We start from the raw sequence: 12,736 nt of genomic DNA on the forward strand, positions 1-12,736 counted from the left end.
GAGGGGCGGAGTTCCCTGGTGTGCAAGGGAGTTCCGGCGGCCTCTGCCGGGACGGCCCGCTGTGGATGCGGTTACCAGGTGTAGACGATCCGGGGGTTGGTCACCCAGTAGCTGTTGGCGACGGTGTCATCGACGTACACCGGGGCGCCGGGGAGTGCCACGCCGGCGCTGGAAGCACCGGCCGGGGCGCCGGGGAGGGTGACCTTGAGCTTCTTGGTCTGGTAGCCGTGGTTGCCGTCGCCGCTGGTGTGGATGGCGGCGTAGGCGCTGTGGCCCGGCTTGACCTTCACCGCGCCACGCGGCTTCGTCGACTTGTCAATCTTGGCAGGGGACTTGGCGGAGCCGAAGCGCAGCTGCGGGTACTTGTACGCGACGCAGGTCTTCTTGGAGTGGTTGGTGAGGGAGAGCCGGTAGGTGTTGATGGGCTCACGTATCGCTTCGACCTTCAGCGACACGTTCTTGACGCTGCACGCCGGGGTGCCGGCGAGCGTGGTGGCGCCCTTGGCCGTACTGGCCTGCGCGGCGCCGCCGCTGAAGGCGGTCAGCGACACCGCAGCGACGGCGGCGAGCCCGGTGGATGCGAGGCGCAGGGCGCGGGTCCTGCGGGTGGTGGTACGCGGCATGAAGACATCCCTGGTGGACAACGGATGGGCCCACGCAGCGTATCCATAGTTGATCATGCACCGCTCACGGCAATCTCATGCTCCGCTCAAGAACCGGCCGGGTGGGTGACCGAACCAGCCGTGGGTGCATGGGAGTTGGTCATTCCCTGGGCTCGGGGATCCCTAATCGGCCCGCGTCAGGCGGGCGATATGGGCGCGGTACGCGGAGATCTCGGCCTCGGTGAGCGCAAGGCGGCCGGGGCCCGGCTGGTGGGCGGGCAGCTCGGTCGCCTGGGCCATGGCGCGGTAGAGCGGGCCGGGGAGGTTCAGCAGCAGCTGGCCCTGCTCGGCCGTCTCGATCACCATCCATGAGTCCGCGGTGTCGTCGTGGACATCGGCGGCCCCGATGGTGCTGACAGCGGTCACGGTCAAAACCGGTGGAATGTCGCTCATGCCCACCTGCCTACCAGCACTCGCCCGCCTCGGCGAGTCGTAGCCGCCCGCCGTACGCGGGGTACGGGCGGTGGTCCTAGGCCGTGCCGTCCGTACGGTCCGTGTGCCGGCAGCGCGCCGAAACCAGGCGTTCGGCCCAGCGTGGCAGCCGTGGGGAGATTCCCGGCAGCAGGAGCAGGACGAGGCCGGCCGCGCTCAGGAGCACCAGGCACGAGACGATCCAGAAGCTGGTGTTGCGCACCGAGTACGCGACGGCGCCGAAGGCGATGAGGCCGGACCAGAAGTACATGATCAGGACCGACCTGCGGTGCGAGTGGCCGATGCCGAGGAGCCGGTGGTGGAGATGGCCGCGGTCGGCGGCGAAGGGTGAGCGGCCGTGCCAGGTGCGGCGTACGAAGGCCAGGACGAGGTCGGCCAGCGGGAGTGCGATCACGGTCAGCGGCAGCAGCAGCGGGATGTACACCGGCACCATCGCGTGCACCGCCGCGCGCTCGGTGCCGAACAGCTTCAGCGCGTCCGGATCCACCCGGCCGGTGGCGGTGATGGCACAGCCAGCCATCACCAGGCCGATGAGCATGGATCCGGAGTCGCCCATGAAGATCCGGGCCGGGTGCAGGTTGTGCGGGAGGAACCCCAGGCACATCCCCATCAGGACCGCGGAGAACAGGGTGGCGGGGGCGGCGGCCTCGATACCGTGCCCGTACCAGAGCCGGTAGGCGTACAGGAAGAACGCGGCGGCGGCGATGCAGACCATGCCGGCGGCCAGGCCGTCGAGGCCGTCGACGAAATTGACGGCGTTGAGGGTGATGACGATCAGGGCGACGGTCAGCAGTGTGCCCACCGTGTCGTTGAGGAAGACCGTGCCGACACCGGGGATGGGCAGCCACATGATCCGCAGGCCCTGCTGCACCATCACACCCGCCGCGATCAGCTGCCCGCCGAGCTTGATGACCGCGTCGATCTCGAACTTGTCGTCGAGCACCCCGACCAGCCAGATCAGCACGGCGCCGGACAGCAGCGCCTGCGGCTCCTTCACCTCGAAGACGCTCTGGAGATGGGGCAGCCGCGAGGCGATGACAAGGCCGGCGCACAGGCCGCCGAACATCGCGATGCCGCCGAGGCGCGGCGTGGGTTCATGGTGCACATCGCGCGCCCGTATCTCCGGCATCGCGCCGACCGTGATGGCGAACTTCCGCGCCGGCCCGGTCAGGAGGTAGGTGACCGCGGCCGTGACGCACAACGTCAACAGGTACTCACGCACGGGCTGCCTCAAGGTGTCGCGGGCGGTCACGGCTTCCCCCACCTTATGCAGGCGGCCGCCGCGCGCGGGGCGGCGGGTGTGGCGGGAACCGGACGCCAGCCTGCCCCGGACGGCCCCGTTCCGGGAGAATCCCCGTCATGGGTCATGACTTCGGGAACTACGGGAACGAGATCTACCTCGACGGGTTGCGCGGTGTCACGCCGCGCTTCCCGATGACCGCGGCGGAGTGGGCGGCCAAGGCGCAGGCCGCGCTGCCGCCGTCGGTGTGGTCGTACGTCGCGGGCGGCGCGGGCGACGAGCACACCCAGCGCACCAACGTGACGGCCTTCAGCCGCTGGGGGCTGATCCCGCGGATGTTCGTCGGCGCCGCGCAACGTGACCTGACCGTCGACCTGTTCGGGATGACGCTGCCCTCGCCGCTGTTCATGGCGCCCATCGGGGTCCTCGGCATCTGTGCCCAGGACGGCCACGGAGACCTCGCCACCGCACGGGCGGCCGCCCGCACCGGCGTCCCCATGGTCGCCTCGACGCTGTCCGCCGACCCGATGGAGGACGTCGCCGCGCAGTACGGCGACACCCCGGGCTTCTTCCAGCTCTACACGCCCACCGACCGCGATCTGGCCGAGAGCCTGGTGCACCGCGCGGAGCGGTCCGGCTTCAAGGGCATCGTCGTCACCCTCGACACCTGGCTCACCGGCTGGCGCCCCCGCGACCTGTCCACCGCCAACTTCCCGCAGCTGCGCGGCCATTGTCTGACCAACTACACCAGCGACCCGGTCTTCCGCGCCGCGCTGTCCCGTACGCCGGAAGAGGACCTCCAGGCCGCGGTCCTCCGCTGGGCGCAGCTCTTCGGCAATCCGCTGACCTGGGACGACCTGCCCTGGCTGCGGTCGCTCACCTCGCTGCCGCTGATAGTGAAGGGCCTGTGCCACCCCGAGGACGTACGCCGCGCCAAGGACGGCGGCGTGGACGGCATCTACTGCTCCAACCACGGCGGCCGCCAGGCCAACGGCGGGCTGCCCGCGCTCGACGCGCTGCCCGGCGTGGTGGAGGCCGCCGACGGGCTGCCCGTCCTGTTCGACTCCGGTGTCCGCAGCGGCGCCGACATCGTCAAGGCCATCGCACTCGGCGCCACCGCCGTCGGCGTCGGCCGCCCCTACGCCCACGGCCTCGCCATCGGCGGCACCGACGGCGTCGAGCACGTCCTGCGCTCCCTGCTGGCCGAAGCCGACCTGACCATGGCCGTCGACGGCTATCCCACACTCGCCGACCTGACGCCGTCGGCGCTTCGGCAGGTCACCGGAGGGTGAGACGGCCGGGCCCGCCGCTCTCTCACGCGGCGGGCCCGCCGTCCGTCAGGCCCGCGAGATCGGCGGCGCGGGCGAGGAGGTCGACGAGCATGGGGAAGGTGAGGCGGCCGGTGAAGGTGTTGCGCTGACTCGGGTGGTAGCAGCCCAGGACCTGGAGTTCCGGCCGCGAGCCGGTGGCCGGCAGCGTCAGCTGGGTGCCGTGGCCGAAGACCGGCCGCGGACGGGGGAGCGGCCGGCCCGCGTCCGCGAGTACGGGCAGCAGCGCCTGCCAGCCGAAGGCCCCCAGGACCACCACCGTGCGCAGACCGGGGCCGAGCAGCCGGAGTTCCGCCGACAACCACGGCCGGCAGGTGTCGCGTTCGGCCGGCGTGGGCCTGTTCTGCGGCGGGGCGCAGTGGACCGGTGCGGTGATGCGTACGCCGTGCAGCTCCAGTCCGTCGCCGCGGTGGGTGGACGTCGGCCGGGAGGCGAGGCCGACGGCATGCAGGGCGGCGAACAGGAAGTCGCCCGAGGCGTCCCCGGTGAACATCCGGCCGGTACGGTTGCCGCCGTGCGCGGCCGGCGCCAGCCCGACGACGGCCAGCGCCGCGTCCGGCGGCCCGAACCCCGGGACCGGCCTCGCCCAATATTCCCAGTCGCGGAACGCCGCCCGCCGGGTCGCGGCGACCTCTTCCCGCCAGGCCACCAGCCGCGGGCAGGCCCGGCAGTCGGCCACCCGCGCGTCGAGTTCCGTAAGTCCGCCGCTGCGCGCCGCGTGGAAGGAGGGGAAGGCGCTGTCCTCGCTGTCCGGCGGCGAGGGGCCCGCCGGCCGCGTTCCGCTCTCGTCCATGCCTCCACGCTAACGCCGCATCAGGCACCGTTCGCCCTGTTCTGAGGTGTCCTGCCGACCGGGCTGACCGATCAGGGCAGCACATCACCGGGCCGGGCCTGTCCCCCTCGGCGACACTTATGGGCAGCGACAGCCATCGTCGGGCAAGGAGAGCACCTCATGGCAGATGAACAGAGCGGGACGCCGGAAAGCACCGCGGTGCGGGTCGCCCTCTGGCGGGCGCTGCACGTCCAGGCCGACGCGCCGCCGCACGTGCTGGAGGACGAGATCGGCCTGCGGCTCGCCGCCCCTGACGAAGGCTGGCGGGACCGCCCGGACATGGATCTGCGTGTCACGAGCGGATTCCGGGCGGCCACCGTGTCCCGCGCCCGCTTCATCGAGGACCTGGTCACCGAGCAGGCCGGCCACGGGGTCGACCAGTACGTCATCCTGGGCGCGGGTCTGGACACCTTCGCCCAGCGCAGGCCGGAGATCGCCGGGCGCCTGCGGGTGTTCGAGGTCGATCAGCCCGGCCCGCAGGCATGGAAGCGGCAGCGCCTGATCGAGCTGGGCTACGGCATCCCCGACCGGCTGCGGCTCGTACCGGTCGACTTCGAGGCGAGCGGCAACTGGTGGGAGCAGCTGTCCGCCGCCGGCTTCGACGCCGGCCGGCCGGCGGTCGTCGTCTCCACCGGCGTCACCATGTACCTCACCAAAGACGCCACAGCGGCCACCCTGCGCCGGCTCGCCGGGCTCGCACCGGGCTCGACGCTCGCCATGACGTTCATGCTGCCTGCCGAGCTTCTCGATGACGCCGACCGCCCCGCATTCGAGGCGACCGAGCCACAGGCGCGCGCCGCCGGAACGCCGTTCATCAGCTTCCACACCCCGCAGGAGATGCTGGCCCTGGCCCGCGAAGCCGGCTTCAAGGACGCCCGGCACGTGCCCGGATCCCGGCTTGCCGAGCGCTACTTCGCCCACCGGACCGACGGCCTCCGCCCGTCGAGCGGAGAGGACCTGCTGGTGGCCACCACCTGACGCCCTGCGGCCACCAGCCGCTCCGGCGCGGCCGCCGCTCCCGCCACGGCCGCTGCGTCGCACCGGAGCGGACGGGCCGGACGGGAGCGGGCGTCGGGTCTCAGGGGATCCGCAGTTCCGTGCCGATGGCGAGCATGTCGGGGTCGGATCCGATGGCGCGCTGGTTGTGGCGGTGCAGCTCGGGCCAGCCGCCGCGGACGCCGTAGTGCAGGGCGATGGCCGAGAGTGTCTCCCCGGCCTGGACGGTGTGGCTCTGCGTGATCTTGTGCATGCGCATCGGGGGGCCCGCATCCTGCGGCGTCGTCCTATGTGTCCCGGCCGACGACGAGCTCATGCCCTTGCCGCAGACCGGCCAGGCCCCCCACCCCTGTTTCGCACGCACCGCTTCGGCGACCTTGATCTGCTGGCTCCGGGAGGCGAGATCGGCCCGCGGCGCGTAGCGGCGGCCGCCGAACGCCTCCCAGGTCGACTGCTGGAACTGGAGTCCGCCGTAGAAGCCGTTGGAGGTGTTGGTGTCCCACTTCCCGCTGCTCTCGCACTCCGCGATGCGGGACCAGCGGTCCTCGCCCTCCGCGCGCCGGTGGTGCTGGAACTGCGCGGATTCGGGGGCGCCGCGTGCCGCGGTGCCGGTGGCGGGTTCGCTGGGCTTGGTGACGCGGGCGTCCGCCGGGGTTCCGGCGTGTGCCGTGCCGGGCGAGGCGGCCACGAGGGCGACGAGAGCGAGCAGGGACTGTCGGATTACCTGATGTGCTGTCATCGCCGCACGCTAGGCAGCTGCCCGCGCCGTCGTGGCGGAGCCGCGCGGGGCTCGGCGCAAGGCCACCCGAACGGCAGGCGCGCCCGAGCCCGCGGTGTGCCAGGGCGTTCGGGGGCCCCGGCGGCAGCCGGTGCCGGTCGTCCTCCGCGCCCGCCCGCCGCAGCCCTCGCAGCCGCCGGAAAAAAAGGGGGCGACCTGACGGCCCGGCGCGCGTAGGGTCGTCGGGTTCTCGCGATCACCCACGCCCTGTGGCCGCCGCCGGTGCGGTGGCGCGGGGCACGAGGAGCCGTCGATGCCCCAGCCGGATTCGTCGCACGCCGCGCGGCTGGCCGCCTACGCGTCCGTGGGCACCCGTCTGTCCCTGCTGAGTGACCGCAGGATCGGCGCGGCGGTCGCGGCCGCGACGCCGCTCGGGACGGGCATCGGCGGCCGGTCGGCGGAGCTGGACGTCGGCGGGACGCGGGTGTTCGTCAAGCGGATCCCGCTGACGGACATCGAGTCGCGGCCCGAGCACGTGCGGTCGACGGCGAACCTCTTCGGACTGCCGCTGCACTACCAGTACGGCGTGGGCTCGGCCGGTTTCGGCGCCTGGCGCGAGCTGGCCGTGCACATCATGAGCACCCACTGGGTGCTCGGGGGCGCCTACGGGGGCTTCCCGTTGATGTACCACTGGCGGGTGCTGCCCGACTCGCCTCCCGTGGGCTTCGCCGACGAATTCGGGGGCATCGACGGGGCAGTTGCGCACTGGGAGGGCTCCCGGGCGGTCCGTGGGCGCCTGGAGGCCATCGCGCGGTCCACGTCGAGCCTGGTGGTCTTCCTGGAGTACGTGCCGCAGACGCTCGCCGGACTGCTGGACGGGCACCGGGGCGTGGGCGGGCCGGACGGCGGCGACGGTTCGCGCTACCTGTGGGCGGATGCGGAACTGGCTCGCGGGACCGCCTTCCTGCGTTCCCAGGGGCTCGTCCACTTCGACGCGCACTTCGGCAACATCCTGACCGACGGCCGGCGGATCTACTTCGCCGACTTCGGGCTCGCCCTCGCCTCCGGCTTCGAACTCGCCCCGGAGGAAGCCGCGTTCCACACCGCGCATCTCGCGTACGACCGCTGGCACTCCGCGAGCCATCTGCTGCATCACCTGCTCCGCGGGCTGCTCGACGGGGAGCGCGGGGGAGCGGCGCACGAGGCGTTTCTGCGGGCGTGGACCGAGGGCCGGCGGCCGGACGGCGTGCCGTCGCGGCTTGCCGCGGTCATCGACCGGCACGCCCGTTCCACCGTCGTCATCGACGGTTTCCGCCGCCGACTGCTGAGGGAGAGCAAGCGGACACCGTTCCCGGCCGCGCGGCTCGGCACGGCCTGAGCGGTCACACGGTGGCCGGGCGGGCCGCGGTGGTTCGTGGCAGCGGGTACCGGCCGTGGAGGGACGGCCGAAGAGCGGCGGTTGGCGGTGCGGTGGCCGGTGGCATACTCCTGTGGTGGTTGGGGCGGGGCCGGGCGGTCTGGCGGCATCGCTCCGTGGTGCTGTCAACGGCCGGGCGGTATAGGGCGAACATCGCGCTGTTCTCGGCGGCCTCGACGGGCCTGTGTCTGCTGACCACCACCCATCCGCTGCTGCCGGTGTTCCTGTGACGCGGCGCCAACTCCCGTACCCGGCCCGCCGCCCGGTGGGGGCGGGACGGCGGGCCGGGTGGAGGGGAAGGTGCCGGGCGCGGGTGTTACGCGGGTGTCGTGCCGCGGCGGTGGCGGCGGATGAGGTAGGCGCCGCCGCCGAGGAGGAGGCCGCCGCCTGCCGCGGCGGTGGCCGCGACGGATGAGCCCGCCGGGGTCTGCTCCGGTGTGGCCGTGGCGGATGCCGTGCGCGGGGAGAAGCCGCCGAGCTTGCCGGAGCGCTGGTAGTCCGAGCCGGCCAGCTTGTCGCCGTACCGGGTGTGGACGAGCTTCCGGTAGGCGTCCGTGGTCACGCCGTGGGCGCCGACCGATTGCCGGGCGCTGTCGTTGAGCGGCAGCACGCGGTTGCCCGACAGCTTGTACCAGGCGGCTATCTGCGGTTCGGTGAAGACCTCGGCACCCTGGGCCCGGTGCGTGTACGTCAGCTCGTCGGCGCCCGAAAGGACGTTGGCGACGGTCCACTTGTGGGTGTGCGCGTCGCGTACGGTCCACACCGTCGCCTCCTCGCCGGTCGCCGAGCGGGCCTCGGTGGCCAGGTAGGAGAAGCGGGCGACCGGTGCCGATGCCTGGTCGCCGCGGACGAAGGCGGGGTCCAAGGAGTAGACGGGTACCGCGGAGCCGACCAGCTCAGGCGCCTGTGCCGCGGCGTCCTGCCGGGTCACCTTCGTGTCGGCCACGGTGCCGTGCTCGGATGCCTTGTGCTCGCGCAGGTGGACGAAGAAGGCGGCCAGTCTGTCCGTGGTGTCCTGGCTGCCGAGCGTCCGCCCGGCCGCTGCACGGTCGGCGGGGGTCACCGAACCAGCCAGGGATGCGGGGGTGTTGGTGGCGGCGGATGCCGTGGTGGGGGTCAGCAGCACGAGTGCGCCGAGGCCCGCGGCGAGCGCCGCGCCGCCGAGACGGCGAAGGCGCGTGGGGGAGTTGTCGGTCATCACACTCACTTCTCTCCGTACAGGGACTCGGCCCAGTTGAACTGGTTGTTGCTGACGTAGGTGGAGTAGTTCATCTCGCCGTAGCGGGGGTTGGAGGGCCAGGGGTCGGCGTACATCATGGTGCGGCTGGCGGAGTCGTAGCCGTACAGGACGTTCGCGTGGCCACCGCCGGCGGTCCAGTAGATACCGACCTCCACAGGGGAGTTGGCGTCGACGGACGAGGTGACCGTGGAGAAGGGGAGGACGCCGGTGACGTTGCCGGGGCTCATCCCGAGCCCGGACCAGGCTTGTTGCACGTCGGTGAGTTCACCGGGCTGGTTGGGGCAGGGGTAGTTGCCGTCCTGGCCGTGTGCGAGGTTGCAGAACGTGTTCTGGTCGGTGCTCTGTCCGTAGCCCAGGTGCTGGGCCACGGAGAGGCCCGTCGCGGCCCAGCACCACTGGTCCTGCACCTGGGTCAGCTCGTTGAAGTCCAGCTGGGAGCCGTAGCCCGCCGCTTTGGCGGGTGCGGGCGCGGCCGATGCGGTGCCCGCCAGCGGCAGGACCAGACAGGCGGCGGCCGCGAGACCGGCGAGCGCCTTGCGCCCAGGCCGCCGGGGCGGTGTCGGGGACGCTTGCGCGGCTCCCGGAGGCGTCCTGCGATGCCGCAGAATCATGGTGTTCTCCTTCTCGCCCGGCTGATGGCGCCGGGCCAGGATGTGAGGGGGGAGGCCGTCGAGGTCATGTCGCGGGGGGCGGGAACTCGTCGGCCGGCTGGACGAACGAGGCAACGGTGGAGTCGCCGCGGCACGGCCGGGAACCCCCTCGCCCCCAGAGCAAGGGGGTATCCGGTACCCCCCTCATCCGTCGGAGAGCGGTCAAAGGGCCTGGTGGCGGGCGGTGTTGGGGGCGGGCATCGGAGGTGTGGCCGCCGGGTTCACCGCTGCCGGGCGTTGCCCGGGTCGCCGGCGCTGTCCCGGCGCAGCCTGACCAGCTCGGCGCGTGAGCGGATGCCGAGCTTGCGGTAGACGCGGGTCAGCGTCGACTCGATCGTCTTCGCCGACAGGAACAGCCGGGCGGCGATCTCACGGTTGGTGGCGCCGTCGCCCGCCATCTGCGCCACCCGGTGCTCGGCCGGTGTCAGTGCCCGCCACTGCGCCGCCGGTGCCGCGTCGCCGCCCGCCGCGTCCTCGATGTGCGTGAAGCGGTGCATCTCGGCACGGGCCCGGTCGAGCCAGGGGTGCGCCTCGGCCTCCTCGAAGACGGCCGCCGCGTCCTGCCAGCAGGCCAGCGCCGCCGTGACGTGCCGCCTGCGCCGCTCCACGGTGCCCAGCGCCAGCAGATCGCGGCCGTGCTCCAGGGGCAGGCCCAGGCGCTGGTGCCGCTCGGCCGCCTCCCGCAGGTTCGACACCGCGCCGGCCAGGTCGCCCGATCCGGCGCGCAGCAGCGCCTCGGCCCGCAGCAGCGACATGGCGGCGCCCGCTCGTCCCAGGCGGAGCGTGGTGTCGCGTACCTCGTCGATGACGGCGGCGGCCCGGCCGTGCTCGCCCGCCGCGATGAGCGCCTCGGCGAGGTCGGGCGGCCAGGGCACCGGGACGGGGTCGACGATGCCGCGGCGGCGGGCGATGGCACGCGCCCGGCTCAGGCAGTCCACGGCCGCCCGGGCGTCGCCCGCGCGCGTCCGGACCTGCCCCAACAGGCAGAGGGCGAGCGGCAGATAGATGAGGTCCCGCTCCGCGTCCGCGACCCGGATGCTCTCGTGCGCGAGCGCCGCTGCCCGGTTCAGGTCGCCGCCCGCGGCCTCGGCGACGGCAGCCGAATAACATGCCTGGCCGAGGTGCGCGCCCAGCTCGCGGGCCCGCCGCAGCGCCTCGCGTGCGGCGGCCAGCGCCCGCCCGCAGCGGCCGGCCCGCACCTCCACGTCGATGGCCGCGCACAGCAGGAAGATCAGGTCCTCGGCGTCGTCGAAGGTCTGCGCGCGGTGCAGCAGCGCGTCGAGTTCGTCGCCCGCCTCGATGAGCCGGTCGGCGAAGAAGTCCAGCCTGGCCTTGATCGCCCGGGGGCCGTTGTGGCTCGTGGTCGGCCCGGCGTCCTGCGGCAGGGCCAGGGCGCGGGCCAGCGGTTCGGTGGCGTCGGTGCGGCCCAGCAGCGTGCCGACGAACGCCTGGAGCGACAGGGCCAGCACCTCGGTCGTACGGTCGCCGCCGCGCCGTGCCCAGAGCGCGGCCCGGTCCGCCTCGGCCCAGGTGACGGTCGTGTCGCCATCGGCTATGTGGGCCTTGCAGGCGCGCAGGTAGTGCAGGCGGGCCCGGTCGTAAGGTGCGCCGCCTGCGTGCGCGAAGGCTTCCGCGAAGACCTCGTCGAGGCCGGACAGCGCCTGGTCGGCTGCGGTGATGACGAGGATGCGGGCGCGTACGTGGCGGTCCGGGGTGTCGGCGTCGGCGGCGGCGTCGAGGGCCAGTTCACGGCAGAGTTCGTGGTCCGCCGCCGCGTACGCGTGCGCGGCGCCGGCCAGCAGGCGTTCGCAGCGGCGGCCCGTGAAGCGTGCCGGGGTGCGGGCTGCGGCGAGGCGGGCCAGGGCGGCCGCCTCGTCGGGCGCGCCCTGCCGGGCGGCCTCTTCGGCGGCAGCGGTCACGAACGCCGCCAGTTCCTCGTCGGGTTCCGTGCCGGACAGGGCCAGGTGCCGGGCGCGTTCGGCACGGTCGGCGGTCACCGCCCCGAGCCGCGCGTGTGCGGCCCGCCGTTCGGCTGCGGTGGCCCCGGCGTACAGGGCGCAGGCGAACAGCGGGTGGGCGAACCGGAGCAGGACGCCGTCCTCGTCGGCGACGAGGACGCCGGCCGCGAGGGCGTTGCCGACGGTGCGGGGCACCGGGTCACCGCCGGGCCGCCCGGCGAGGAGGGTGCCGTGTGTGGTGTCCGTGCCGTCGGCCGGTCGGCTGCCGAGCGGCGGCCGCGTGGTGCCTGCGCAGCGCAGCAGGCCGACGCTGAACCGCCGGGTGCAGGCGGCCGTCAGCAGCACCTCGCGGCCGTCGGGCCCGGTGCCCGCCAGCCGCTTCGCGAGCCCGTCGCGTATGCGGGCGGGCACGGGCAACGGCCGGTCGCGGGACGGCGGTCGGTCCTGGCGGTCCAGTGCGCGGACGATCTCCAGGGCGTCGCCCGGGTTTCCCGCGCACGCCTCGTGCACCCGGCGGACCAGCCAGCCGGGCAGCGCCGGGCCCTCCCGGTCGCCGAGCATCTCCCGCAGCTCCGACAGGCCCGCAGGCGGCAGTTCAAGCTCCCGCACCGGGCCGGGGCAGAAGGCCACGCCCACCGGCGCGCCCTGCCCGTGCGCGGCGCTCTCCGCGGTGAGCACCCGTACGCCCGAGGTCCGCAGGCGCCGCGCGGCGTACCGGAGGATCTCGGCGCTGGGCCGGTCCACCCAGTGCGCGCCGTCGATGGCGAGGAGCACCGGGCCGCCGCGGGCCAGGGCGCGGAGCAGGGCGAGGGTGCCCAGGCGCAGGGCGAGCGGGTCAGGCGCGCCCGCCGCCGGGGGCTCACGGCGCAGCACGACGCGCAGCGCGGACCGCTGCGGCGCGGACAGCCGCGCCAGTTCCTCGTCGGGCAGCGGGTCGAGCAGGTCGGCGAGCGCGGCATACGTCAACTCGCCTTCGGGGGCGGTGGGTTCGGCGGACAGGACGGTTTCGGCGCGGGCGCGTGCGGCGTCGACGAGGCCGCCCAGGAGGTGTGAGGTGCCGATGCCTGCGGGGCCGTGCAGGGCGACGCTGCCGCCGTCGGCGAGGTGCAGACGGGCCGCGCGTGCCACGTCGTGCCGCGCCCCGGGACTGTTGTTCCCCAGGTCGTTTCCCACCACAGGCGGTCCTCACAGCGTTCCGGGAGCGCGGGGGAGGGGTGCCCCTGTGCATCGCTCTTCGACGCCGGCTCACCGCCCCACATGTTC

11 protein-coding genes are annotated in these 12,736 nt (G+C 73.5%); 3 read left to right on the plus strand and 8 right to left on the minus strand.

Annotated elements, in window-relative coordinates; genetic code table 11:
• Positions 1-71: 71 nt before the first annotated feature.
• The 3 genes from LIU39_RS05665 to LIU39_RS05675 all read right to left on the minus strand — a co-directional run bounded on the left by LIU39_RS05665 (position 72) and on the right by LIU39_RS05675 (position 2,328).
• Positions 72-623, minus strand: a complete 552-nt coding sequence (locus LIU39_RS05665; protein ID WP_227045289.1) for a DUF4232 domain-containing protein — start codon at positions 621-623, stop codon at positions 72-74.
• 162 nt (positions 624-785) lie between these two features.
• The gene (locus LIU39_RS05670) at positions 786-1,055 is read right to left on the minus strand and encodes a hypothetical protein (RefSeq protein WP_227045291.1); all 270 of its coding nucleotides are present in this window, start codon (positions 1,053-1,055) and stop codon (positions 786-788) included.
• Between the two features lie 76 nt (positions 1,056-1,131).
• Entirely contained in the window at positions 1,132-2,328 is a 1,197-nt protein-coding gene (locus tag LIU39_RS05675; protein WP_227045466.1) for an MraY family glycosyltransferase, read from the minus strand.
• A gap of 125 nt (positions 2,329-2,453) precedes the next feature.
• On the opposite strand from LIU39_RS05675, the gene LIU39_RS05680 reads away from it, so the two are divergent.
• Positions 2,454-3,626 carry an alpha-hydroxy-acid oxidizing protein gene (locus LIU39_RS05680; protein WP_227045293.1) on the plus strand — a complete coding sequence of 391 codons (1,173 nt, stop codon included), beginning with the start codon at positions 2,454-2,456 and terminating at the stop codon, positions 3,624-3,626.
• 22 nt (positions 3,627-3,648) lie between these two features.
• On the opposite strand, the gene LIU39_RS05685 is transcribed toward LIU39_RS05680, so the two are convergent.
• Positions 3,649-4,455 (minus strand): uracil-DNA glycosylase, encoded by an 807-nt coding sequence (locus tag LIU39_RS05685; protein WP_227045295.1) that lies wholly within the window; start codon positions 4,453-4,455, stop codon positions 3,649-3,651.
• A 159-nt stretch (positions 4,456-4,614) separates the two neighbouring features.
• On the opposite strand from LIU39_RS05685, the gene LIU39_RS05690 reads away from it, so the two are divergent.
• The gene (locus LIU39_RS05690; RefSeq protein WP_227045298.1) at positions 4,615-5,472 is read left to right on the plus strand and encodes a class I SAM-dependent methyltransferase; all 858 of its coding nucleotides are present in this window, start codon (positions 4,615-4,617) and stop codon (positions 5,470-5,472) included.
• Between the two features lie 100 nt (positions 5,473-5,572).
• On the opposite strand, the gene LIU39_RS35200 is transcribed toward LIU39_RS05690, so the two are convergent.
• A complete protein-coding gene (locus tag LIU39_RS35200; protein WP_308409345.1) occupies positions 5,573-6,229 on the minus strand; it encodes a transglycosylase family protein in 657 nt (218 codons plus the stop codon).
• Between the two features lie 292 nt (positions 6,230-6,521).
• Here LIU39_RS35200 and LIU39_RS05705 point away from each other — a divergent pair, with 292 nt between their 5' ends.
• Positions 6,522-7,586 (plus strand): protein kinase family protein, encoded by a 1,065-nt coding sequence (locus LIU39_RS05705; protein WP_227045299.1) that lies wholly within the window; start codon positions 6,522-6,524, stop codon positions 7,584-7,586.
• Between the two features lie 355 nt (positions 7,587-7,941).
• Here the strand turns inward: LIU39_RS05705 and LIU39_RS05710 are convergent, their stop codons facing one another.
• The 3 genes from LIU39_RS05710 to LIU39_RS05720 all read right to left on the minus strand — a co-directional run bounded on the left by LIU39_RS05710 (position 7,942) and on the right by LIU39_RS05720 (position 12,646).
• Entirely contained in the window at positions 7,942-8,823 is an 882-nt protein-coding gene (locus LIU39_RS05710; protein ID WP_227045302.1) for a hypothetical protein, read from the minus strand.
• 5 nt (positions 8,824-8,828) lie between these two features.
• Positions 8,829-9,476: a papain-like cysteine protease family protein gene (locus LIU39_RS05715; protein ID WP_227045304.1), complete on the minus strand. Its 648-nt coding sequence runs from the start codon at positions 9,474-9,476 to the stop codon at positions 8,829-8,831.
• Between the two features lie 260 nt (positions 9,477-9,736).
• Positions 9,737-12,646 (minus strand): LuxR family transcriptional regulator, encoded by a 2,910-nt coding sequence (locus tag LIU39_RS05720; protein WP_227045306.1) that lies wholly within the window; start codon positions 12,644-12,646, stop codon positions 9,737-9,739.
• Positions 12,647-12,736 lie beyond the last annotated feature (90 nt).

It is taken from the genome of Streptomyces pinistramenti, from assembly GCF_020564935.1.
In the GTDB taxonomy this organism is placed as follows: Bacteria; Actinomycetota; Actinomycetes; order Streptomycetales; family Streptomycetaceae; genus Streptomyces; species Streptomyces pinistramenti.

What these genes read in the sequence shown, in the direction of transcription:
- LIU39_RS05665 (WP_227045289.1), bottom strand. Translation starts at nt 623, where the DNA reads ATGCCGCGTACCACCACCCGCAGGACCCGCGCCCTGCGCCTCGCATCC.
- LIU39_RS05670 (WP_227045291.1), bottom strand. Translation starts at nt 1,055, where the DNA reads ATGAGCGACATTCCACCGGTTTTGACCGTGACCGCTGTCAGCACCATC.
- LIU39_RS05680 (WP_227045293.1), top strand. Translation starts at nt 2,454, where the DNA reads ATGGGTCATGACTTCGGGAACTACGGGAACGAGATCTACCTCGACGGG.
- LIU39_RS05685 (WP_227045295.1), bottom strand. Translation starts at nt 4,455, where the DNA reads ATGGACGAGAGCGGAACGCGGCCGGCGGGCCCCTCGCCGCCGGACAGC.
- LIU39_RS05690 (WP_227045298.1), top strand. Translation starts at nt 4,615, where the DNA reads ATGGCAGATGAACAGAGCGGGACGCCGGAAAGCACCGCGGTGCGGGTC.
- LIU39_RS35200 (WP_308409345.1), bottom strand. Translation starts at nt 6,229, where the DNA reads ATGACAGCACATCAGGTAATCCGACAGTCCCTGCTCGCTCTCGTCGCC.
- LIU39_RS05705 (WP_227045299.1), top strand. Translation starts at nt 6,522, where the DNA reads ATGCCCCAGCCGGATTCGTCGCACGCCGCGCGGCTGGCCGCCTACGCG.
- LIU39_RS05710 (WP_227045302.1), bottom strand. Translation starts at nt 8,823, where the DNA reads ATGACCGACAACTCCCCCACGCGCCTTCGCCGTCTCGGCGGCGCGGCG.
- LIU39_RS05715 (WP_227045304.1), bottom strand. Translation starts at nt 9,476, where the DNA reads ATGATTCTGCGGCATCGCAGGACGCCTCCGGGAGCCGCGCAAGCGTCC.